The organism is Pseudomonas sp. BRG-100 (genome assembly GCF_000737955.1).
Lineage (GTDB): Bacteria > Pseudomonadota > Gammaproteobacteria > Pseudomonadales > Pseudomonadaceae > Aquipseudomonas > Aquipseudomonas synxantha_A.
Map to the genome: position 1 here is coordinate 124,578 of NZ_JPRX01000001.1, position 22,235 is coordinate 146,812.

18 protein-coding genes and 2 pseudogenes are annotated in these 22,235 nt (G+C 58.7%); 13 read left to right on the forward strand and 7 right to left on the reverse strand.

What is annotated here, in order from left to right; translation table 11 throughout:
* Positions 1-17 precede the first annotated feature (17 nt).
* Entirely contained in the window at positions 18-1,739 is a 1,722-nt protein-coding gene (locus JH25_RS26250; protein ID WP_032875293.1) for a hydrogenase maturation protein, read from the forward strand.
* A gap of 149 nt (positions 1,740-1,888) precedes the next feature.
* Positions 1,889-2,497 carry a dTMP kinase gene (locus JH25_RS26245; RefSeq protein WP_032875295.1) on the forward strand — a complete coding sequence of 203 codons (609 nt, stop codon included), beginning with the start codon at positions 1,889-1,891 and terminating at the stop codon, positions 2,495-2,497.
* 129 nt (positions 2,498-2,626) lie between these two features.
* On the opposite strand, the gene JH25_RS26240 is transcribed toward JH25_RS26245, so the two are convergent.
* Positions 2,627-4,057, reverse strand: coding sequence for an amino acid permease (locus tag JH25_RS26240; protein WP_032875297.1), 1,431 nt, complete (start codon positions 4,055-4,057; stop codon positions 2,627-2,629).
* Positions 4,058-4,247: 190 nt separating this feature from the next.
* Positions 4,248-5,282 (reverse strand): histone deacetylase family protein, encoded by a 1,035-nt coding sequence (locus JH25_RS26235; protein ID WP_032875300.1) that lies wholly within the window; start codon positions 5,280-5,282, stop codon positions 4,248-4,250.
* 119 nt (positions 5,283-5,401) lie between these two features.
* Here JH25_RS26235 and JH25_RS26230 point away from each other — a divergent pair, with 119 nt between their 5' ends.
* Together JH25_RS26230 and JH25_RS26225 are read left to right on the forward strand one after the other, a co-directional pair.
* Positions 5,402-5,902: an Lrp/AsnC family transcriptional regulator gene (locus tag JH25_RS26230; RefSeq protein ID WP_032875302.1), complete on the forward strand. Its 501-nt coding sequence runs from the start codon at positions 5,402-5,404 to the stop codon at positions 5,900-5,902.
* A 50-nt stretch (positions 5,903-5,952) separates the two neighbouring features.
* Positions 5,953-6,651: pseudogene (locus tag JH25_RS26225) on the forward strand (IS3 family transposase); the annotation flags it as partial.
* A gap of 237 nt (positions 6,652-6,888) precedes the next feature.
* Here the strand turns inward: JH25_RS26225 and JH25_RS26220 are convergent.
* The 3 genes and pseudogenes from JH25_RS26220 to JH25_RS29300 all read right to left on the reverse strand — a co-directional run.
* Positions 6,889-7,323, reverse strand: coding sequence for a hypothetical protein (locus tag JH25_RS26220; RefSeq protein WP_050549419.1), 435 nt, complete (start codon positions 7,321-7,323; stop codon positions 6,889-6,891).
* 194 nt (positions 7,324-7,517) lie between these two features.
* Positions 7,518-8,381 carry a methyl-accepting chemotaxis protein gene (locus tag JH25_RS29295; RefSeq protein ID WP_410457907.1) on the reverse strand — a complete coding sequence of 288 codons (864 nt, stop codon included), beginning with the start codon at positions 8,379-8,381 and terminating at the stop codon, positions 7,518-7,520.
* Positions 8,376-9,131 (reverse strand): annotated as a pseudogene (locus tag JH25_RS29300) (HAMP domain-containing protein); the annotation flags it as partial. The gene JH25_RS29295 and the pseudogene JH25_RS29300, both read right to left, overlap by 6 nt.
* A gap of 159 nt (positions 9,132-9,290) precedes the next feature.
* Here JH25_RS29300 and JH25_RS26210 point away from each other — a divergent pair.
* Positions 9,291-10,502 carry a multidrug effflux MFS transporter gene (locus tag JH25_RS26210; RefSeq protein WP_032875311.1) on the forward strand — a complete coding sequence of 404 codons (1,212 nt, stop codon included), beginning with the start codon at positions 9,291-9,293 and terminating at the stop codon, positions 10,500-10,502.
* 22 nt (positions 10,503-10,524) lie between these two features.
* On the opposite strand, the gene JH25_RS26205 is transcribed toward JH25_RS26210, so the two are convergent.
* Entirely contained in the window at positions 10,525-11,439 is a 915-nt protein-coding gene (locus tag JH25_RS26205; protein WP_032875314.1) for a site-specific integrase, read from the reverse strand.
* A 106-nt stretch (positions 11,440-11,545) separates the two neighbouring features.
* Positions 11,546-12,358: a M949_RS01915 family surface polysaccharide biosynthesis protein gene (locus tag JH25_RS26200; protein ID WP_032875317.1), complete on the reverse strand. Its 813-nt coding sequence runs from the start codon at positions 12,356-12,358 to the stop codon at positions 11,546-11,548.
* A gap of 410 nt (positions 12,359-12,768) precedes the next feature.
* Between JH25_RS26200 and arnC the strand changes: the two genes are divergently transcribed.
* The 8 genes from arnC to JH25_RS26160 are packed head-to-tail and all read left to right on the forward strand — an operon-like array spanning position 12,769 to position 22,089.
* Positions 12,769-13,809 (forward strand): undecaprenyl-phosphate 4-deoxy-4-formamido-L-arabinose transferase, encoded by a 1,041-nt coding sequence (gene arnC / locus JH25_RS26195; RefSeq protein WP_032875319.1) that lies wholly within the window; start codon positions 12,769-12,771, stop codon positions 13,807-13,809.
* Positions 13,806-15,797, forward strand: a complete 1,992-nt coding sequence (gene arnA / locus JH25_RS26190) for a bifunctional UDP-4-amino-4-deoxy-L-arabinose formyltransferase/UDP-glucuronic acid oxidase ArnA (RefSeq protein ID WP_032875322.1) — start codon at positions 13,806-13,808, stop codon at positions 15,795-15,797. Before arnC ends, arnA begins: the two co-directional genes overlap by 4 nt.
* Positions 15,797-16,681, forward strand: coding sequence for a 4-deoxy-4-formamido-L-arabinose-phosphoundecaprenol deformylase (gene arnD / locus JH25_RS26185; protein ID WP_032875325.1), 885 nt, complete (start codon positions 15,797-15,799; stop codon positions 16,679-16,681). Before arnA ends, arnD begins: the two co-directional genes overlap by 1 nt.
* The gene (arnT, locus tag JH25_RS26180; protein ID WP_032875328.1) at positions 16,678-18,333 is read left to right on the forward strand and encodes a lipid IV(A) 4-amino-4-deoxy-L-arabinosyltransferase; all 1,656 of its coding nucleotides are present in this window, start codon (positions 16,678-16,680) and stop codon (positions 18,331-18,333) included. Before arnD ends, arnT begins: the two co-directional genes overlap by 4 nt.
* Positions 18,330-18,677: a 4-amino-4-deoxy-L-arabinose-phosphoundecaprenol flippase subunit ArnE gene (arnE, locus tag JH25_RS26175; RefSeq protein WP_032875331.1), complete on the forward strand. Its 348-nt coding sequence runs from the start codon at positions 18,330-18,332 to the stop codon at positions 18,675-18,677. The genes arnT and arnE overlap by 4 nt, the downstream gene beginning before the upstream one ends.
* Complete coding sequence (arnF, locus tag JH25_RS26170) at positions 18,674-19,087, forward strand: 4-amino-4-deoxy-L-arabinose-phosphoundecaprenol flippase subunit ArnF (RefSeq protein ID WP_032875334.1); 414 nt, start codon at positions 18,674-18,676, stop codon at positions 19,085-19,087. Before arnE ends, arnF begins: the two co-directional genes overlap by 4 nt.
* Positions 19,084-20,466: a UDP-glucose dehydrogenase family protein gene (locus JH25_RS26165; RefSeq protein ID WP_032875337.1), complete on the forward strand. Its 1,383-nt coding sequence runs from the start codon at positions 19,084-19,086 to the stop codon at positions 20,464-20,466. The genes arnF and JH25_RS26165 overlap by 4 nt, the downstream gene beginning before the upstream one ends.
* Positions 20,467-22,089, forward strand: a complete 1,623-nt coding sequence (locus JH25_RS26160; RefSeq protein ID WP_032875340.1) for an ArnT family glycosyltransferase — start codon at positions 20,467-20,469, stop codon at positions 22,087-22,089.
* Positions 22,090-22,235: the final 146 nt, after the last annotated feature.

A 22,235-nucleotide genomic window follows, 5' to 3' on the forward strand; every position in this document is an offset into this window, starting at 1 on the left:
TCAAGGAAGAGTCAGCCATGCGATCATTGAAGATCCTGTTGTTATCCTCGGCATTCAACGGTTTGACCCAGCGGGCCTGGCTGGATTTGCGCCAGGCGGGTCACGACCCCAGCGTTGTGGTATTCACCGATGAAACTACGGTGTGTCGCCACGTCGAGGCGTCAGGCGCCGACCTGGTGATCTGCCCATTCCTGAAGGACCGTGTACCACAGCAGCTATGGAGCCACCCGCAGCGCCCGGTGGTGATCATCCATCCCGGCATCGTCGGTGACCGTGGCGCCAGCGCACTGGACTGGGCCATCACCCAGCAGGTCCGGCGCTGGGGCGTCACGGCCCTGCAGGCCGTGGAGGAAATGGACGCCGGGCCGATCTGGTCGACCTGTGAATTCGACATGCCCGCCGATGTACGCAAATCCGAGCTGTACAACGGCCCGGTGAGTGACGCGGCGATCGTCTGCATCCGCGACGTGGTGGAAAAATTCGCAAATGGCTTCGTCCCGGAGCCCCTCGACTACACGCAACCTAGCGTTATCGGGCGGTTGCAGCCGAACATGACCCAGGCTGACCGCACCTTCAGTTGGTTCGATTGCGCAAGCTTCATCAAGCGCAGCATCGACGCCGCCGACGGTCAACCCGGGGTGTTGGCAAGCCTGCTGGGCGGGCAATATTACCTGTACGACGCGCACTTGGACTCACGCCAGGGCACCCCGGGAGACATCCTCGCGGTACAGGACGACGCCGTGTTGGTGGCAGCAGGGGATCACAGCCTGTGGATCGGCTCGCTCAAACGCAAGGCCCAGCCAGGGGAGGAGACCTTCAAGCTGCCGGCTCGCCATGTCTTGGCTGAACAACTGGCTGACATTCCGGTGTTGAACAGCTCGATCGCGCAACAAAGCTTCAATGCGCTGGCCTATCAACCGATTCGCTACCGGGAGGCCGGTCACGTCGGCGAACTGACATTCGAGTTCTACAACGGCGCCATGAGCACCGAACAATGCCAACGACTGGTGGCAGCATTGCACTGGGCCAAGGCGCGAGACACCCAAGTGTTGTTGATCAAGGGCGGGCGCGGGAGCTTTTCCAATGGTGTACACCTCAATGTCATCCAGGCCGCCAAAGTGCCGGGGCTGGAAGCCTGGGCCAATATTCAAGCCATCGACGATGTGTGCCGGGAGCTGCTAACCGCCAGGCAACTGGTGATCAGCGGCCTGACCGGCAGTGCGGGCGCAGGCGGCGTGATGCTCGCGCTGGCCGCTGACATTGTATTGGCCCGTGAGGGTGTAGTGCTCAACCCGCATTACAAAACCATGGGGCTCTATGGCTCCGAGTACTGGACCTACAGCCTGCCACGGGCCGTCGGCAGTGAGATCGCGCACAAGCTCACCGAAGAATGCCTGCCCGTCAGTGCCGTCCAGGCCTTGCAGCACGGCATGGTTCAGGACATCGGCCCACGCTGCCCACACGCCTTTGATCTGTGGCTCTCTCAACAGGCCCAAAGCGCGCTGACCGATGAGAAGTATCTGTACGCACGCACCCGTAAAGCCACGCTGGATATTCAGCGGGTTGAACGTTGCCGCGAACATGAGCTGGTACAGATGCAGTTGGATATGGTGCAAAACCGCCAACAGTTTGCCGAAAAGTGCCGCAACTTCGTGTTTAAACGCAAAACCTGCCAGACCCCGCAGCGCTTGATCGCGCCCTGGGCGGTGACGTACGAGGCCGAAGTCCCGGAATGCTGAATGGCTGACCGATCCTCTACGGTCGACGCGGGAAGGGCCCAGCCTCGCATTGGGCAATAGGGTTCCCCATAATGGAGGCCAATTCGCCCAAACGCTCAGACCAGAGGCCCCATGGAACTGCACAACCTCAACGATAACGCAGCGCTCGTATGAATCGTGCGCTGTTTATTTCGTTGGATGGGCCCAAGGGCACCGGCAAAACCACGCAGCTGGAGGCCGTTACGACAGCATTGAGGGCCGACAACAAAAAGGTTGTCCGCCTGTGCGAGCGCAAGAGCGATCCCTATCGAGCGCAAACGATGGCTCTGGTTAACACATTCGCCAGAGATCCCAGCCGGGATCTGGAACTTGAGGTGTGTGAACGCTTTGCCGACAGCCGTCGCTGGATTACCCGGCACGTACTGGCTGCCCAGCCACCTGACAGCATCATCCTGATGGACCGTTGGTACCCCTCCGATGCGGCGTTTCGTCGATTGATACCGTTTAAAGATATCCTTGCGCTGAACCTTGATCGACAGGTGCAAGTGCCGGATCTACATGTGGGGGTTGTCACCACTGCGCAAATATCCTGGGCGAGGGCAGCGGCAAGGCGACGCGGGCTGAGCAGTACGGTGATGCATAGGCTGGAGGAGCAGGTTGTGTGTACCGAGGCGTTTGAACGGGCGGCTGTGGGGGAGGGGTGGGTGATGTGTCGCAATGAAGGGACGATTGAGGAGGCGATGAGGCGGGTGGTTTCGCAGATATATAAAGTCCTTTGATCGAATTCAACATGAAGGGCGCTAGGCTAAAAACAGAACGGCTGCGACACATCAGTAGCTTCAATAAGGTTTCCCTCGTACCCCCTAGAGTTCCACGCCAGGAGGTACGAGAGAGGTAAGCCATAGCCCTTAAACCAATCCTTCGCGTTTGTATTGATTTGCCGAACTGTCAGCGGGCTTGGGTTTTCTGGAACAGGTCAGCTGGTAAGCAATTGCCAACCATAGGAACCATCCCGGCATGACCATCAACGCAATTCGGGTGTCTGGTCTCAATGCCAGCAGACAAAGAACAAAGCCCAGAAACGCCAAAGAGAACCAGGCCATCGGCGCGCCGCCAGGCATCTTGTAGGTCGATTTTGCATGCAGGTCAGGGCGAGTGTTGCGATAGGCAATGTACGACGCGAGGATCGTCGACCAAGTGAAAATCACCAGAATTGCTGACACGGTAGAGACGATGGTGAACGCGGTCATGACTTCTGGAACGATGAACAGCAACAACACGCCCAGCAGCATCAACAAGGTGGTGAACGCCAAACTCAGCAGAGGCACGCTGTTGCTCGACAGACGCCGGAAAATCCCCGGAGCGTTGTCCTGATTGGCCAGCCCGAACAGCATCCGACTGGATGAAAATACGCCACTGTTGGCCGATGAGGCGGCGGATGTCAGCACCACAAAGTTGACGATACCGGCTGCTGCGGGGAACCCCGCAACCAGAAACAGCTCGACGAAGGGGCTCTTGTTGGGCGAAACCTGTTGCCAGGAAGTCACTGCAATAATGCAGGCCAGTGCCAGCACATAAAACAAGATGATTCTGAGCGGAATCGAGTTGATGGCTTTAGGCAGGGTCTTTTCGGGGGAGCGCGTTTCGGCGGCTGCGGTGCCGATCAGCTCGGTGCCCGCAAATGAGAAAATCGCCATCTGAAACCCGGCAAAGAAGCCGAACAAGCCGTTGGGGAATGCGCCCTGTTTATCCAGCAAGTGGTTCAGGGACGCAGTGACGCCACTGGGTGAGACAAAGGAGCTGGCAATCATCACCATGCTCACGCCAATCAGGGCAACGACGGCAATGATTTTGATGATCGCGAACCAGAACTCCACTTCACCGAAGAGCCTGACAGTCAGCACGTTCAAGGCGAACAGTGTTATCAGCATGCCAATGGCCGGTATCCATGCGGGTACATCAGGGAACCAATACTGAAAAAAACCACCCACCACGACTGCATCACCTATCACTGCAACGCTCCAGCTTAGCCAATATGACCAGCCGAGAAAGAATGCTGCGCGTGGGCCAAGATAGGCACCGGCAAAATCAGCGAAGGTTTTGAAGTTCAAGTTGGAAAGTAACATTTCGCCCATGGCACGCATGACGAAGTAGACGAACAGTCCGATGATCATATAGATGAGGATGATCGACGTGCCGGAGAGGGCGATGATCTTCCCGGAACCCATGAACAGGCCTGTCCCGATAGCACCTCCCATGGCCATTAACTGAATGTGACGATTGCTGAGTGTGCGCTGCAGCGCGGGCTGTTCAACCCGCTCGGACGGAGTCGATTTCATTACAAAACCTCTTGATTTTATGTTTTTGAGTTTTGGTAGAAAAGTGGGTGTCACATGACCTTGATTGAGATGTAACGGCTACTGACGGTGGTGGTTTGCGGATGGCAGGCTTTTCCTCCGCTAACAAGGTGCACGGCCAATAAAAAAGTCATGTTTTTGTTCTCCGATTCAACAGTCGAAAGGCTGCGATTCAGGCGCGTTTGCTCTCGTAACCATGCAGCACATTGACGGCATTGATCCCGATTTCATCAACCATGTACCCGCCTTCCATCACAAACAGGGCAGGGCAGCCCACGCCGGCTATCAGCTCGCCGATGCCGATGAAGTCTTCGCTTTCAAGCAAAAAGTGGCTGATGGGGTCGTCCTTGAAGGTGTCGACGCCCAGTGAAATAACCAGCACGTCAGGGGCAAATTGCTGAAGTTTCTTGCAGGCGTGGAGCAAGGCGTTGCGGTAGCTTTCCCAAGAGGTGTTCTTCGGCAGCGGATAGTTCAGGTTGTAACCTTCGCCGTGACCAGCGCCGACTTCGTGGCTGTAGCCTGAGTAGTACGGATAGGACACCGCCGGTTCGCCGTGCAGCGAGACAAACATGACGTCACTGCGTCCGTAGAAAATATTCTGGGTACCGTTGCCATGATGAAAGTCGACATCCAATACCGCGACACGCTTGGCGCCTCGGGTAATAGCCTGCTGTGCGGCAATGGCTGCGTTGTTCAGATAGCAATAGCCGCCCATGTATTCACGTGCTGCGTGATGGCCGGGCGGGCGGCATAGGGCAAAGGCGCTGTCGTGACCTTCATCGATCAGCGCCAGTCCGGTCAGCGCGATATCGGCACTGGTTTTTACCGCTTGCCAGGTGGTGGCGGTAATGGGGGAGCCGGCGTCCATGGCGTAGAAACCCAGCTTGCCGTCGATGAAACTCGGAACTTGCTCGTTGGCCAGATCACGCACTGGCCATACCAGCGGCAAGGCGTCGTGGGTGCGCCCGGTTGCACACCATTCAGACCAGGCAGATTCCAGAAAAGTTACGTAGCGCTCGCTGTGCGCGTTGACATAGCACGACCGATCAAATGCCCGCGGTTCGATGATCTGGCCAAGACCTACCTGTTTGACCCGATTGTGGACGGTATCGGCCCGACTGGGCTGTTCGAAGGACGGCTTGAGCACGCCGTCTTTCAATTCGGTGCCGTGGTGCAAACGGTGGGAATCACTGAAAACTGTAAACATTGTGCGCATCCGTTGATGTGAGCCAGTGCAAATATTCTGTTCCGGCTCTGATGCGCTTTCTTTGCTTTGTTTTCGTGGTTTACTGGATTATTCGGGCGTTTTTACTCAGGAATGACGTAATGCAGAAAAAAACATCCAAACGCATCAGTCTCGACGACACCGACCTGGCGATTCTCGCGTTGCTGCAGGAGGATGCGAGTATTTCCAACTCTGAGCTCAGTGAGCGCTTGTCGTTAAGTCTGACACCTTGTTGGAGGCGGCGTAAGAGAATGGAGGAGGCGGGCGTGATTAAAGGCTATCAGGCGAACCTTGATCGACGAATGCTGGGGCTGGATATCATGGCGTTCGTGCACATCCGTTTTTCCACCCACGCCGACCACGCTCCCGATGATTTTGAGGCGGTGATCGCTCAACTGCCTGAAGTGTTGTCCTGTCACAAGATCACCGGGGATGCCGATTACGTGCTGCAAGTGTTAGCAGAGGACCTTGATAGCTACAGTGATTTTATCGAGCAGGTGCTCAGGCATCAGGTGGGTATTGCGTCCATCCAGTCCAGTCTGGCTTTACGCGAAATTAAGACCAGTAGCCGTATCGCGATACCTAAATCGATTAAGGCGTGAATGGGCAGGGGTTAGACCACGAAGTGGAACCCTGTCTTTAACCGCATAGCCAAGGAGTGCGGCTGAAGTACGCCTTTATCAAGCAGCGCGCAGGCGACTATTCGATTCGACGGCTTTGCCTGACGCTGAAAGTCCATCCCAGCGGTTATTACGCCTGGCTGTCTGAGCCGCAATCTGTACGCGCCAAAGGCGACCAGCGACTGCTGGGTTTGATCAAGCATTCCTGGCTGGAGAGCGGCGGCGTTTATGGCTATCGCAAAATCCACGACGATCTGCGCGAGGTCGGTGAGGATTGTGGTCGTCATCGTGTGGCGAGGCTAATGCGTCTCGAAGGTCTGCGTTCTCAGACAGATTATCGACGCCGCCCTGGAAAGTACGGCGGTAAGCCAGCGGTCGTCTCACCCAATTTGCTGAAGCGCCACTTCGATGTTGTGGAACCCAACAAGGTTTGGGTAACCGACATCACGTACATTCGTACGTATGAAGGCTGGTTGTATTTGGCGGTGGTACTGGATCTGTTTTCTCGGCAGGTCGTTGGCTGGTCAATGAAGTCGCAGATGACCAGTGATTTGGCCATTGATGCGTTGTTGATGGCGGTTTGGAGGCGTAAGCCGAAGCAAGAGGTGATGGTTCATTCCGACCAAGGCAGCGAGATGTTCTACAACGTAAAACGCCGCCATGGTTTCAACAATCAGCTGTCGCCGGTAGGGTTTGAAAAGCGTTACGCAATGAGCTTGCAAGGTGTCTAGAGAATCCGGGGCGATTCAAGGTAACCGAGAAGAAGGACAGGATAGTCGTCAGTGACAGTGTTCCTTCACAATATCAAATTTAACATAATATACATTATGCGAACCACTCAGCCATCCTTCAGGGGCTCTGTTCGGCGCATTTCACTAAGCGACCTAGACCACCGCGCGCCAGATTCATAAGCAGCCATCGTTGCCCTCGCTGACCTGCCTGCGTTTGCCCCTTGGGCCACCGGGCATTTACGGCGAGTCAGCACACGGTTCACCAACGCTGTGGTGAAATCGATAACGTTGCCCGTCATAACGCAGTACTGGGAAACAAGAGCCCGGGCCGCCGACCTCGACATCAGGCCAACCATTACTGCCTTTGCCAGGGAGAAACTCAGCGACGCCGCTTTCTTTGAGCATGAGTTTCCAGTGACCGTCAGTCTGCTGGCTGACTAGATAAAATCCAGTACCCGCTTGCCCATAACAGTCAGTGCTGCCTTCGGTAATCAACGCATCCGGCCGACCGTCGCCGTTCAGGTCCTTGATCAGCTCCATGGTTGCCGGCGTGTAGCTACCTGTTGTCTCGATTTCGCACTCCGACGTCTCTTGGTTAAATCCAGCAGCGCGGAAAGCTTTTATCTGCTCGCTACGCGGCAGTTCATCCGCCAGCGCCGTGGCACTGATCACGAAACATGCCACCCATAGACCTGACGTAAGCCTTCCCCGCATATAGACCGTCCCTTTATGATGCTCAAATGTAAAGTACCGTGCACGTACCCACACTAGCGTGAAGGATGAGCTAGCTCTGCCCTTATTATATAACCACTGACTATAACTAAACTAAATGACTATTTAGTTGAGTTATATATAGATAGGTCGGTTCACAACCTGAACCGATCCACCGACTGCGACAGCTTCCCCGCCAAACTCGACAATTCATCCGTCGTTGACGCCGTGTCTCCAATCACGCGGCTGTTGTTTTGCGACATACCTGCAATCATCTCCACCTGGTGAGCAATTTCATTGCTGGCCAGGCTTTGCTCGCTGATGGTGCGGGAAATATCGTTGACCAATTCGGTGGTGCTGAGCGTGGCCTGAAGGATCTCGCGAATGGCGCGTTCCACTTCGGCGGTAACGGCCATGCCCTTGTCCACTTGAGCAACGCCCTCCTCCATGCTGGTCACCGCTTCCCGGGTGTTCAGCTGGATGCGCCCGACCATACTGGCGATCTCCTGCGTGGATGCGCTGGTGCGTCCGGCCAGGCTGCGTACTTCATCGGCGACGACTGCAAAGCCGCGGCCCTGCTCACCTGCACGGGCGGCTTCGATGGCGGCGTTGAGGGCCAGCAGGTTGGTCTGGTCGGCGATGCCTTTGATCACTTGAATAATGCTGTAGATCGCCTCGGACTCCTTGTCCAGTGTGCGGATCACTTGGGCCGATTGCTGCGCTGAACGGGCAATGCCATCCATGTCGCTGACAACCTGGTGAATGACGCGGCCGCCGTCCTTGGCCAGGGTTTCTGCCTGGTTGGCCATGTCGAGGGCGCGTTGGGCGTGGCGAGTGATTTCCTCGATGCTGGCAGTCATTTCGCTAGCGGCGGCGGCCATGGTGCTGGCGGCGGCGCTTTGCTGTTGACTGCTGCCTGCGACTTCATGGCAACCCTGGCTCAGTTGTTCGCTCATGCCATTGACGCCGTGGGCGTTGCTGCGAACCACTTCAATCATGCCGCGCAAATCCCGCTGCATGGTGGCCAGGCTGCGAATCAGCGCACTGGCTTCATCGTGATTTCTGGGCTCGATAATCGGTTCGCTCAGGTTGCCATGGGCAATGCTGTCGGCAATGCGGCTGGCGGTACGCAGTGGCCCCATGATGCTCAGGATCACCCAGCGCCCTTGTGCCAGCAACAGTAACAGGCTGGCGATCAGTACCACGGCCAGGGTCCAATTGGCGTGGCTGATGGTTTGTCGGGTACTGATACTGGTCAGTTGAGTCTTGTTTTCGATCAGTTCGCTCAAGGCCGCCATTTGATCTTCCAGCCGACTGAACGCGGCATTGAAGGTCTCCAGCTCACCACGGGCGGCTTCGGGGTTGTCCAGGGCCAGCGCGACGATACGCTCACCGGCGCTGATATAGGTATCCAGGCTGGGCTTGATGTTTTCCAGGCTCGCCTTGATTGCATCGTCCAACGGCTGCTTGAAGTTGTCCGCCAGCACCTGGCGAAAGTGTTCGGCATGTTCCTTGAGCGAGCTGTTGACCTGGGCTGGTGTGCTGGTGCTTTTGCCTAGCCCCACCAACATGGCCGATAGCACGTCGGCACGCAGGGCGTCGTGCATCATGTCGGCTTCCATGTGATTACGCAGCACGGTCATGCTGACGTCATTGTCCTGTACCGCATCGCCCATCCGGGTATTTCCCAAATAGCTGGCCAGGCTCATGATCAAGGCGGTGAGCAATCCGGTCCCAATCAACAGCATCAAGCGTAATTTGATCGTCATGCTGGTATCCCCGTGCCAGGACCATCGGTTGGGAATCCAACCGTTCAAGTGCTCACTGTTAGCTGTATCGGCAACAACTCCTTGTTAGTGAAGCCTAAGTTTGCGGATCTGCGCGTTTCACTTAAGCTGACCGTCCTTTGCTCCAGCCGGACCTGCCAAATGTCTCGAAGTATCGCCCATCTCGCCCTGCTGCTGGGCTTGATCACCGCCGTCGGCCCGTTTGCCATCGACATCTACCTGCCCGCGCTGCCAACCCTGGGCGCAAGCCTTGGGGCCTCACCGGCGGCGGTGCAGATGAGCCTCACCGTGTTCTTCATGGTCATTGGTGTGTGCCAGTTGTTCTACGGGCCGATCAGCGATGTGTTCGGGCGCAAACTGCCGATTTATGCGGGTTTGGTGATCTTTACCGTTGGCAGTATCGGCTGCGCATTGGCGCCGACGATCGAAGTATTGATCGGATTTCGTGCCATACAGGCGTTCGGTGCCTGTGCGGGGATGGTGATCCCGCGGGCGATCGTGCGCGACCTGTACACCGGCCATGAGGCAGCGCGCCTGATGGCTTTGCTGATGCTGGTGATGAGTGTTTCGCCAATCCTCGCGCCGCTGGCCGGCAGCCTGGTGATTTCGATCTGGAGTTGGCGCGAAGTATTTGCTGTGCTGGCGGTGGTCGCCGTGCTGTGCCTGGTCATGACCATCGTGCAACTACCGGAAACCCACCCGGCCGAACGCCGTTTGGGCAAGACCCTGGGCAATGCATTCGGCAGTTATGGAGCGCTGTTGCGCGACCCGGTATTCACCGGGTTATCGGTGGTGTGCGGGTTTGGCCTTGCGACCTTCTTTGTATTTATCGGCAGCGCGCCCTTCGTATACATCGAATATTTCGGCCTGACACCGACGCAGTTCAGCCTGTGTTTTGCCCTCAACGCCGCCTCGTTTTTTGCCATGAGCCAACTGACCGCACGCCTGAGCGCACGGTTTGGTCTGGCGCCGCTTATTCGTTGGTCGGTGGTCACAGTAGCCACGATCATGGCCCTGTTGGCAGCCACCACATTCTGGGGTGATAGCCTGCCCTTGATGATGGGCCTGCTGTTTATCGGGTTCGGTTTTCTCGGCCTTTTGCTGCCGGCGGCAGGTGTGCTGTCGCTGGAAGATCATGGCGCGGTGGCAGGCTCTGCGTCTGCCTTGCTTGGCGCGATCCAGATGGTTACCGCGGCCGTTTCGATGACCCTGGTGGGCGTATTCGCCGACCATACTCCTGCACCGATGTTGATCGGCATTGCGCTATGTGCGCTTGCCGCGATGCTCACCACGTTGTGGACCTTGCGCCGGTTGCCGGCGCACCTGGCCTCAAGCGTCCCGCCCTCCTCCTGAGGCTTGCCCTACCCCGCCCAGCTCACAGATCAAAGCGGTCCACTGCCCTGCGCCGCTCATTGTCGTCGCGTACGTCGTAGCTGGCGGTGGTCTGGATATTGGTGTGATGCGCCAATTTCTGGGCAATCGACAAATCATGCTCTTCGATCACTCGGGTGATGAACGAACGGCGGAAATCATGGGGCATGATTTTCACACCCACCTGATCACCGCGCTGCCGAGCAATGTAATAAATCGCATGTTTGGTAATGCGTTCGCGCGTGATGTGGCTGCCCCGGCGGATACGGTTGAACAGAAAGGTGTCGTCCTGCTCACCTTCCTTGAGTTGTTCACGACGAAACTCAAGCCACGCCCGCAGTTTTGCGAACGCCCAGTCCGGCGCGTACTTGATCAGTTCCTTATTACCTTTGCCGATCACCCGCAGGCTGCGCTGATCAAAATTGATCTGCGCGAGGTCGAGATTGACCGACTCCGACTTGCGCATCCCGGAGCCATACAACAGGCCGATCACTGCGGCATCCCGCAGGCCCTGGGGCCGAGGATCGGCGGCGCATACATCGAGCATCTCGCGGATCAGTGTACGACGCAGGTTGCGGCCCTGCCCCAGGCGCGTACCGGCGGCAGCCTTGACCGAGCGCATCTTCAACAGGTGATCCTGGCTGATCAAGCTCATGCGCCACGCTTCATTCATCACTCCTCGTACCGCATTCACGTACAGCGATGAGGTATTCGGCGCATAGCCGTCCTCGCGCAATGCGGCCACCAGTGCGACGACGTGTTCGGGTTGCAGTAGATGCCAGTCAATGTCTTCGAGGTTGAGGTCTTCGAAACCCAGGCGGTCGGCGGCATCCTGCAGCACGTAGCGCATGGTCAGTTGGCTGGAGGGCGCCAGGCGAGTGAGGTAGAGGGTCAGCGGGTTGCGGATAGTCTCGGTCAAGGGATCAGCCTTTGGATTAAATACATCAATCAACTCGTTGATTAATCGATGTATTTAGTGGGTTGGCGAAGACTGAGTCTAACCCAGGCGCGGCCCTGGCACAAAATCACGGCGCCGATTCGACTTCCTCTGCCGGTTCCTGCGGTTGCGCCAGGGACTGGCTCCAGTCAGCGTCCTGTCGCTGCATCAGCGCAAACCAATGCCCACGCATAAACGTCAGGTAGCCAGCCGGGGCCTTGGCAAAGTCCTTCTCGTCGCCATAGCAGCCTGGCAGTGGCAGTTCGGTGCCCTGCTCCTTGTACTGGCTGACCAACTTCTGTTGGGCCTCGACGCTGCAGTCAGTGGGCAAGGGCATGCCGCGCAGGGCACCGGCATCTTCGTCCCACCAACTGGCGCCGACGCGATCGAGGCCGCGCAGGCGATACTTGCCGGACTTGCCGACCCGCATGATCAGCTTGAACTCATTGGGGCTCACATCACTGGTACAGGTGCGCGAATAACCGACCGTGACCTGGGTATTGCCGTCGCGCAGCAGGTCGGTGACTTTGGTGGCCGCCTGATCAAAGCGCAGGCTGGCGTCGAACTCGCAGTGTTGCACGTCGTCGTGCAGCATCCAGACCCGCTTGGGGCGATCGCCCGTGAGCAGGTACTGCGCTGCGTAGACAAACGCCGACTGGGTGCCATCATCCTCCCGCTCGCTGACCTGCTCGGCGAGTACCAGCAGGTTCTTGCCCTGAAGGTCATCCCAGGTATAAGCACCGACTTGCTTGCCGGGCACTTCCACACCTTCCGGCACCTGTTCAATGCTGGTCAGTGCGATCCCTTCATCGGCGCGTACGCTGGTGACACAGGCCATCGTCATCAATAATCCCATCAACGCAGGCCGCAACTGGCCGCGCAAAAGCTGCACGCTATTCATCCGAGTACCCTGGCAAGAGATGGCTTACTTTACCGGCACTTGAGCGCCAATGCAGAGAAGATTGTTCAATCACCGGCATTGGCCGAGCGGGAGCGCCCGGATTGAACCAAACGCCCGGCACAGCGTTCCGATCTGACCATCCGGCCTGCACATGTAACGCCTTGATTACTTAGCTGAACCCTAGCTGTCTACCTGTCAAATAAACGAGTTTTTCATCCGCCTTTCATATTCGTTGCACACATTTGCGCTTAACCTTGTAAGCAGTACTTCAGGGCATTCCGTGGTTTATCGACTAACCTGTTGATTACGCTTTATCTTTAGCGCCGCGTTGTCATCTGCGGGCGGTAGTTCTGCCCGATGATTGCTGCTGTTTTCACGCGTCAAGTTGCTCCAGCCGAGGTCATGAAACTTTGAAACCCTACCCTATTCACTGCGTGTCGATCGTTATCCCGGTCTACAACGAACAAGAGAGCCTGCCGGAGCTGCTGCGTCGTACTACAGCAGCCTGCAAGCAGCTGGCCTACGAATACGAAATCATCCTGGTGGATGACGGTAGCCGCGACAATTCGGCCCAACTGCTCGAAGACGCCGCCGCTGAAGAAGGCAGCCATGTTGTAGCGGTGATCCTCAACCGCAACTACGGCCAGCACGCCGCGATCATGGCCGGCTTCGAACAGTGCCGTGGCGAAGTCATAATCACCCTCGACGCCGACTTGCAGAACCCGCCGGAAGAGATCCCGCGCCTGGTGGAGCAAGCTGCCCTGGGCTACGACGTGGTCGCCACGGTGCGTAACAACCGCCAGGACTCAGCGTTCCGTCGCTGGCCGTCGCGCTTGATCAACCTGGCCGTGCAGCGCTCTACCGGCGTGGCCATGACCGACTACGGCTGCATGTTGCGTGCCTACCGCCGCACCATCGTCGACGCCATGCTCGCCTGCCGTGAACGCAGCACCTTCATCCCGATCCTGGCCAACGGCTTTGCCCGCCATACCACGGAAATCCTCGTGCACCACGCCGAGCGTGAGCACGGCGAGTCCAAATACAGCGCCATGCGCCTGATCAGCTTGATGTTCGACCTGCTGACCTGCATGACCACCACACCATTGCGCCTGCTGTCCATCGTCGGTTTCAGCCTCGCGGCGTTGGGCGTGCTGTTCGCCTTTGCGCTGATCGTCATGCGCCTGGCCTTCGGCGCCGATTGGGCGGGTGATGGTCTGTTCGTGCTGTTTGCGGTGCTGTTCGTGTTTACCGGTGGCCAGTTCATCGGCATGGGCCTGCTGGGCGAATACCTGGGCCGCATGTACAGCGATGTACGCGCCCGCCCGCGCTTCTTTATTGAAAAAGTGCTGCGCAACCAGCCGGCAGCACCGACTCCAGTCGTCGTCGTTGACGGCCTGGTGTCTTCCCATACTTCTACTTCTACTTCTCCTTCGGATCAGGTTCAGTCATGAGTTCAAAAGCTGTTGTCTTCGCTTACCACGATATCGGCTGTGCAGGCATTGAAGCCCTGCTCGGTGCGGGTTACGACATTGCTGCCGTGTTCACCCATGCCGATGACCCCAAGGAAAACAATTTCTACGGCTCCGTCGCCCAGCTCTGCGCACGCCATGGCATCCCGGTGCACGCCCCGGAAGACGCCAACCACCCGCTGTGGATCGAGCGCATCGCCAAGTTGAACCCGGAGTACATCTTCTCCTTCTACTACCGCAACCTGCTGAGCGAACCGTTGCTGGCCACCGCCCGCAAGGGCGCGTTCAACCTGCACGGTTCGTTGCTACCTAAATACCGTGGCCGCGCCCCGGCCAACTGGGTGTTGGTCAACGGCGAAACCGAAACCGGCGTCACCCTGCACCGCATGGTCAAGCGTGCCGATGCCGGCGCCATCCTCGCCCAGCAGAAAGTCAGCATCGACCGCACCGACACCGGCCTGAGCCTGCACGCCAAATTGCGTGATGCGGCCACAGCCTTGCTGCGCGACGCGCTGCCACAATTGGCCCTGGGCAAGCTCACCGAAACCGCCCAGGACGAAAACCAAGCCACCTATTTTGGCCGCCGCACTGCCGCCGATGGCAAGCTGGACTGGAAAAAGCCTGCCGAACAACTGTTCAACCTGGTGCGCGCGGTGACGCAGCCGTACCCGGGCGCCTTCTGCGCAGTGGGCGAGCACAAGCTGATCGTATGGCAAGCCGACGTGGTCAAGGGCAACGACGGTTTGGCGCCAGGCCGTGTGATCAGCGTCAACCCGCTGCGTATTGCCTGCGGTGAAGACTCCTTGGTCATCAAGTTTGGCCAGCGTAACGAAAACGGCCTGTACCTGGCCGGCCCGGCCCTGGCCGATGAACTGGGCCTGGTGGATGGCTCCGTACTGCGTGGCGCCGAGTCTGGCCGCAAGCCACGTCGTACCCGCGTGTTGATCCTGGGCGTAAACGGCTTTATCGGTAACCACCTGTCCGAGCGCCTGCTGCGTGACGACCGTTACGAAGTCTATGGCCTGGACATCGGCTCCGACGCCATCGAGCGTCTGCGCAGCCACCCGAATTTCCATTATGTGGAAGGCGATATCAGCATCCACACCGAGTGGATCGAATACCACATCAAGAAATGCGACGTGGTCCTGCCATTGGTTGCCATCGCCACGCCAATCGAATACACCCGTAACCCACTGCGTGTGTTCGAACTGGACTTCGAAGAAAACCTCAAGCTGGTGCGCTACTGCGTCAAGTACAACAAGCGCGTGATCTTCCCCTCGACCTCCGAAGTCTATGGCATGTGCCAGGACCAGTATTTCGATGAAGACACCTCCAACCTGGTGGTCGGTCCGGTCAACAAGCAGCGCTGGATCTACTCGGTGTCCAAGCAACTGCTGGACCGCGTGATCTGGGCCTACGGCGACAAGGGCCTGAAGTTCACCCTGTTCCGTCCGTTCAACTGGATGGGCCCGCGCCTGGACCGCCTGGACTCTGCGCGTATCGGCAGCTCCCGCGCCATTACCCAATTGATCCTGAACCTGGTGGAAGGCACGCCGATCCGTCTGTTCGACGGTGGTGAACAGAAGCGTTGCTTCACCGACATTGCCGACGGCATCGAAGCGCTGGCGCGCATCATTGATAACGACAATGGCGTGTGCGACAGCCAGATCATCAACATCGGCAACCCGGAAAACGAAGCGAGCATCCGCCAGTTGGGCGAAGAACTGCTGCGTCAGTTCGAGGCTCACCCACTGCGCCACAACTTCCCACCGTTCGCCGGTTTCCGCGACGTCGAAAGCAAGGCGTTCTACGGCACGGGCTATCAGGACGTGGCGCACCGCAAGCCGAGCATCGAGAACGCCAAGCGCCTGCTGAACTGGGAGCCGAGCGTGCAGATGAGCGAAACCATCGGCAACACGCTCGATTTCTTCCTGCGTGAAGCCATGCTTGAAATTGCGGATAAAAAGTAATGCAGGCAGGTCTTCGCATCGACGTCGACACCTACCGTGGCACCCGTGAAGGTGTGCCGCGGCTGCTCGAATCCCTGGATGAAGCCGGGGTAAAGGCGACGTTCTTCTTCAGTGTCGGCCCGGACAACATGGGCCGACATCTGTGGCGCCTGATTCGGCCACAGTTTCTGTGGAAGATGCTGCGTTCCAACGCCGCCGGCCTGTATGGCTGGGACATCTTGCTGGCCGGCACCGCCTGGCCAGGCAAGCCGATCGGCCGCGACCTGGGGCATCTGATGCGCCAGGCCAAGGCCGCCGGGCATGAAGTCGGCCTGCACGCCTGGGATCACCATGGCTGGCAGGCCAATACCGGGCGTTGGAGCGAGGCACAGCTGGTCGAGCAGATTCGGCGTGGTGTGCAGACTTTGAGCGACATCCTAGGCGAGCGCGTGGACTGTTCAGCCGCCGCCGGGTGGCGCGCCGACGAACGTGTGGTGCAAGCCAAGCAAGGCTTCAATTTTCGCTACAACAGTGATTGCCGGGGCACCAGCCTGTTTCGACCGACACTGGCCGATGGCAGCGCGGGCACCCCACAAATTCCGGTGGACCTGCCGACCTTCGACGAAGTCGTCGGGCCGGTGGTGGCTGCCAATGATTTCAACCGCTTCATCCTGGACCGGTTCAGCGCAGCGAAGCTGAACGTCTACACAATCCACGCAGAAGTTGAAGGGATTCTGATGGCCAATGATTTTCGTCAGTTGCTCGCCCAGGCAGGGCAGCGCGGCATTGATTTCAAACCCTTGGGTGATCTTCTGCCCGCAGATGTAACCACCCTGCCCCAACAAAAACTGGTGCGCGGCGCATTGAGCGGCCGCGAGGGTTGGTTGGGAGTACAGCAGGCATGATTCGTCGCTGGGCCTTGCCCCTGCTCCTGCTGGCGTTTGCCGCGTTTTACCTGCTGCCGCTGGCCACCCATGGCCTGTGGATTCCCGATGAAACCCGCTATGCGCAGATCAGCCAGGAAATGCTGCTGACCGGCAAATGGGCCTCACCGCACTTCATGGGCATTCGTTACTTCGAAAAACCCGCCGCGGGCTACTGGATGATTGCGCTGGGCCAGGCGATTTTCGGGCAGAACCTGTTCGGCGTGCGGTTTGCCTCGGCCTTGAGCAGCGCCCTGAGCATTGTGCTGGTTTACCTGGTATCCCGCCGGTTGTGGAGCGACCCGCACAAAAGCCTGGTCAGCACCCTGCTGTACATGAGCTTCGTCAGCGTGGCGGCCCTCGGTGGTTATTCCAACCTGGACCCGCAGTTCACCTTCTGGGTCAACCTGACCGGCGTGGCGTTGTGGTTCTGCTTTGACAGCAGCACGCGGCGCGGCCGACTGTGGTCATGGGCGCTGTTGGGTTTCGCGTGCGGCATGGGCTTCATGACCAAGGGCTTCCTGGCCTGGTTGCTACCGGTATTGATCGCCCTGCCCTACGCCCTCTGGCAAAAACGCCTGGGTGAGCTGTGCACGTTTGGCGGCGTGGCCGTGGTGGTTGCAATTGCTGTCAGCGTGCCGTGGGCATTGGCTGTGCACCTGCAAGAACCGGACTACTGGCATTTCTTTTTCTGGCACGAGCACATCCAGCGCTTTGCCGGGGAAGATGCCCAGCACGCTGAGCCGTTCTGGTATTACCTGCCGCTGCTGGTAGCGTTCGCGCTACCGTGGGTAGCCCTGTTGCCGTCCACGCTCAAGCAGGCATGGCTGCAAAAGCGCGCGCCGAAAACCGCATTCCTGCTGCTATGGCTGTTGATGCCGCTGGCGTTTTTCAGCCTGGCCAAGGGCAAGTTGCCCTCCTACATCATGCCTTGCATGCTGCCCCTGGCGTTGCTGATGGGCTCGACCTTGAGCGACAAGCTCAAGCAAGGCCACGGTCGCGTCCTGCGCATCAATGGCTGGCTGAACCTGGCGATCGGTGTGCTGGTATTGCTGGCCCTCAGCTGGTTCCAGTTGAAAAAACCGGTGTACGAGCCGGGTGAGGAAACCTTCAGCCTGGTGCTGGTGTTCATCTTCCTGTTCGGTTGGATCGTGGTCAACCTGCTGCAAGCGGCACGGCCCTTGACGTTGTGGGCCGCGCCTCTGATTGGCAGTGGGCTACTAGTGGTTTTGGTGCCTGCGGCATTGCCCCATTCGGTGGTTTATAACAAGACCCCGGACCAGTTCATCATCGATCACATCGAGGAATTACAGCCCACTGTCGCCCTGTTGAGCAACGATCTGGGCGCTGCTTCTGCACTGTCCTGGCGTCTCAAACGACCGGATATCACGCTCTACAACACCTCGGGCGAGGTCAAGTACGGGCTGGCTTACGCCGACACGGCCCATCGGCTGGTCGACCGTAACGCGATCCAGGCATGGATGGCGCAAACCCGCCGCACGGGCGCCGTGGGTGTGGTGATGCGCGTCAACAGCCAAGGTGAAAAGGAAGAGCTCGCGCTGCTGCCCGCCGACGGCAAGCGTTATGCCCAAGGCAAGATCGTGATCCTGATTTTCCCGCAGGTCGCGCCATGACCACCCTGCTGCTGTTGCTCACAGCCTGCTTGCTCACCTGCATGGGCCAGGTATCGCAAAAGTTTGCCGTGGAAAGCTGGCGGAACCTGCCTCAAGGCTGGGCATTGAAGGTGCGCTCGCCGTGGTTATGGTCAGCGTTGGTGTGCCTGGGCCTGGGCCTGGTGGTGTGGCTGCTGGTATTGCAACGCCTGGAAGTGGGGATTGCCTACCCCATGCTCAGCCTGAATTTTGTGCTGGTCACGCTGATGGCGCGCTTTGTATTTCACGAACCCATTGATGGCCGCCACTGGCTGGGTGTGGGGCTGGTGATTGCCGGCGTCGTGCTGCTGGGGCGCCAGGTATGAGCCGCATAAAGAGTTTCGCCCTGGCCCTGGGCAGTGTCGGCCTGGTGAGTGGCGCCCAACTGGGCATGCGCTGGAGCATGACGCGCCTGCCCTTGCCCACCGAGTGGCTGGCCGCCTTCGCCCACAACAGCATCGACCTGAGCGCCCTGGGCGTGGTGATCCTGGCGATCATCGCCTACGCGCTGTCGATGCTCTGCTGGCTTGGCGCACTCAAGCATTTGCCTCTGGGCCGTGCCTACTCGCTGCTCAGCATCAGCTACGCGTTGGTCTATCTGCTGGCCGCCAGCCTGCCGGTGTTCAACGAAGCTTTCTCGCTTTCAAAAACCCTGGGGGTGGCCTTGGTCATCCTCGGCGTACTGGTTATCAACTCTCGTCGTGCATGCACCTCAAGTCCCAGGAATACCCCATGAAAATCAGCGTATTTGGTAGTGGTTACGTTGGTCTGGTACAGGCCACTGTATTAGCCGAAGTCGGTCACGATGTCATTTGCATGGACGTTGACAAGAGCAAGGTCGAGTCGCTCCAGAAAGGTCACGTGACCATCTTCGAGCCGGGCCTGGCCGCGATGGTCAAGGACAACCTGGAAAGCGGACGCCTGCATTTTACCTACGACGAAAAACTCGCTGTCGAGCACGGTGAAGTGTTGTTCATCGCCGTGGGTACGCCGTCGGATGAAGACGGCTCTGCCGACCTGAAATACGTGCTGTCGGTGGGTGACGCCGTGTCCCGCCACCGCGTGCAGCCGGTAATCCTGGTGGAGAAATCCACCGTGCCGGTCGGCACCGGTGACACCCTGCGCGCTCATATCGAAAAGAACCTGAATGCCGCTGGCCGTCAGTTGGAGTTCGATATTGTCTCCAACCCGGAATTCCTCAAGGAAGGCTCGGCCGTTGCCGACTGCCGCCGCCCGGACCGCATCATCATTGGCTGCGAGCGCGAGGAAGTACGTGAGGTCATGCGCGACCTGTACGCGCCGTTCAATCGCAACCACGACCGCATCATCTTTATGGACCTGCGCAGCGCCGAACTGACCAAGTACGCCGCCAACTGCATGTTGGCCACCAAGATCAGCTTCATCAACCAGATTGCCGAACTGGCCGAGCACCTGGGCGCCGATATTGAATCGGTGCGCCTGGGCATTGGTGCCGACTCGCGAATCGGCTACCACTTCATCTACCCAGGCTGTGGCTACGGCGGCTCGTGCTTCCCCAAAGACATGCGTGCCTTGATCCATAGCGCCAAGCAAGCCAACTGCTCCAGCGACCTGCTCGAAGCAGTGGAAGCCATCAACCAGCGCCAGAAGAGCAAGCTGTTCGAGCGCATCAATGCGTTCTTCAAAGGCAATCTGAAGGGCAAGACCTTCGCCCTGTGGGGCCTGGCCTTCAAGCCCAACACCGATGACATGCGCGACGCTCCCAGCCGCGTGCTGATGGAAGCCTTGTGGGCCGCCGGTGCCAATGTGCGCGCCTTCGACCCGGAAGCCATGCAGGAAACCCAGCGGATCTATGGCGACGACCCGCGCCTGATGCTGATGGGCACCCCGGAGTCCACCCTGGGCGGCGCCGATGCGCTGATCGTGTGCACCGAATGGCAACAATTCAAGGCGCCGGACTTCGACCTGATTCACCAGCGCTTGAAAACCCCGGTGATCTTCGATGGCCGCAACCTGTATGACGGCGAACGCCTGACACGCAAAGGCTTCAAGTATTTCCCCATTGGCCGTGGCGATTCCTGCGAGTTGCCGATTCCCCAGCAAAACTGGGTGGAACAGGTCAGGGATGTCGGCTAGGTGAACAAGGCTTTCCCATCCATGCAGAGCAGCACAATCCGCCGCCATTCACTGGGGCTTGGGCTCTTGGCGCTGGTGCTGTTTATCGCCGGCAACTGGCACCAGGCAATTATTGGCTTTGATTCACGCTTCGTGGTGTTTGCCCAGGAAATGCTGCGCCACGGGCCTGGTTTCTTCCCCACGACCTACGGCCAACCGTATGCCGACTACCTGGCGACTTCAACGCTGCTGACCTGGCTGCTGTCGTTGCCATTGGGCCAGGTCACCAGCCTGACGGCATGGCTGCCCACCGCGGTCGCGTCAGCAGTGATCGTAATGCTGGTCTACCGCCTGACTGCGCCCTACTCCCCGCGCTGGGGGCTGTTGAGCCTGGCAATGTTGCTGCTCAGCAGCACCTTTGTCAGCGAAACCCGCGCGGTCTCCTTGGACCAGATGCTCGCCGCCGTGACCCTGGCGGTGTTCTATCTGGGCTATGCCCATGATCACTTCGCTGCTGCCAAGCGCTTGCATTGGGTGTTTGTGTTGCTGCTGCTCGGGTTTGCACTGCGTGGGCCGATTGGCCTGGTGATCCCCACAGGCGTTTTGTGCAGCTATTACCTGATCAACCGCCAATGGCGCAGCCTGTTCAGCTTCGGCCTGCTGGCGTTGGCGCTGCTGGCGGCGTGCGTCGGTCTGTTGCTGCTGCTGGCCAAGCTCAGCGGCGGCGAAGACTTCATGCATGACGTGATTCGTATGCAGTTCTTGGGGCGCATGGATGGCAGCGAAGGCTCCGGCGGTGTGCTGTATTACTTCACCAGCTCCATGGGTAACTACGCGCTGGCTTATCCGCTGGCAATATTGGTACTGGTGGCGGTCATGATCGGCGGGCGGCGCACACCGGATCCGGCATTGAAGCTGGTGTTGTATTGTGCAGCCGCGGGTGTGCTGGTGATGGTGGGCCTGTCGGTGCCCCAGGCGAAAAAAGCGCGCTATATCCTGCCGATGTTGCCGATGGCAGCGATCATTGCCGCGTATCCGTTCCAGGCGACACAGGGGCGACTGTTTGCCTGGCTGCGCGGCCTGATGCTGGGCGTCTGGACGCTATTGCCGACGCTGTTGGTGATTGGCCTGCTAGTGGCGCGGCGGCGTTATCCGGAGCCGCTGGCCCACCTCGAAGTGATCTTCGCCGTGCTTGGGCTGCTTCAGATCCTGGCGCTGCTGACACTGCTCAAGTCCCGACTGCGTACGTATGGCCCGGCCCTGGCTGCAGTGCTGGCCCTTTGGACAACCTACATCCTCGTGGTCGAACCCCTGGAGCGTCGGTTATACGACACCCGCACGTTCAGCCTCGCCGTCAAGGCTCAAGTCATGCAGCAACCGGCGCCCGTGGTGCTGCACGCGCTGGGTAAAGACGCGAAAGCCATCAAGTTCATGGTCAACTTCGATTGTGACAAGGTCCCGCTGTTTACCCAATTGCCCATTGAATTGAAGCCGATCCAGGCCCCGGCATGGTTGGTCATGAGCCAGGCCGACTTCGAAGGGCTGGACGATCCACGCTTGCGTTCGATCGCGCCCACGCTGACCGGCGAGTTCGACAAGAACCCCTACGTATTGTTGCATCTGGTAAAAACCACGGTGCCATGAGCACTTTTCTAGGGGCATTGTAAGAAAGAACGCCGACTCTTTAACCGGTGGGCGTCTTTCATCACAAGCACCAAGAAAACGCCTACATTCCTTTGCGTAATAGCTGGTGCACTTTCCCTTCCTGTGCCTGGAACCCGACGGTAGAC

Excerpts from the sequence above, each read along its gene's own strand:
- JH25_RS26250 (WP_032875293.1), top strand. The coding sequence starts at position 18 with ATGCGATCATTGAAGATCCTGTTGTTATCCTCGGCATTCAACGGTTTG.
- JH25_RS26245 (WP_032875295.1), top strand. The coding sequence starts at position 1,889 with ATGAATCGTGCGCTGTTTATTTCGTTGGATGGGCCCAAGGGCACCGGC.
- JH25_RS26240 (WP_032875297.1), bottom strand. The coding sequence starts at position 4,057 with ATGAAATCGACTCCGTCCGAGCGGGTTGAACAGCCCGCGCTGCAGCGC.
- JH25_RS26235 (WP_032875300.1), bottom strand. The coding sequence starts at position 5,282 with ATGTTTACAGTTTTCAGTGATTCCCACCGTTTGCACCACGGCACCGAA.
- JH25_RS26230 (WP_032875302.1), top strand. The coding sequence starts at position 5,402 with ATGCAGAAAAAAACATCCAAACGCATCAGTCTCGACGACACCGACCTG.
- JH25_RS29295 (WP_410457907.1), bottom strand. The coding sequence starts at position 8,381 with ATGCAGCGGGATTTGCGCGGCATGATTGAAGTGGTTCGCAGCAACGCC.
- JH25_RS26210 (WP_032875311.1), top strand. The coding sequence starts at position 9,291 with ATGTCTCGAAGTATCGCCCATCTCGCCCTGCTGCTGGGCTTGATCACC.
- JH25_RS26200 (WP_032875317.1), bottom strand. The coding sequence starts at position 12,358 with ATGAATAGCGTGCAGCTTTTGCGCGGCCAGTTGCGGCCTGCGTTGATG.
- arnA (WP_032875322.1), top strand. The coding sequence starts at position 13,806 with ATGAGTTCAAAAGCTGTTGTCTTCGCTTACCACGATATCGGCTGTGCA.
- arnD (WP_032875325.1), top strand. The coding sequence starts at position 15,797 with ATGCAGGCAGGTCTTCGCATCGACGTCGACACCTACCGTGGCACCCGT.
- arnT (WP_032875328.1), top strand. The coding sequence starts at position 16,678 with ATGATTCGTCGCTGGGCCTTGCCCCTGCTCCTGCTGGCGTTTGCCGCG.
- arnE (WP_032875331.1), top strand. The coding sequence starts at position 18,330 with ATGACCACCCTGCTGCTGTTGCTCACAGCCTGCTTGCTCACCTGCATG.
- arnF (WP_032875334.1), top strand. The coding sequence starts at position 18,674 with ATGAGCCGCATAAAGAGTTTCGCCCTGGCCCTGGGCAGTGTCGGCCTG.
- JH25_RS26165 (WP_032875337.1), top strand. The coding sequence starts at position 19,084 with ATGAAAATCAGCGTATTTGGTAGTGGTTACGTTGGTCTGGTACAGGCC.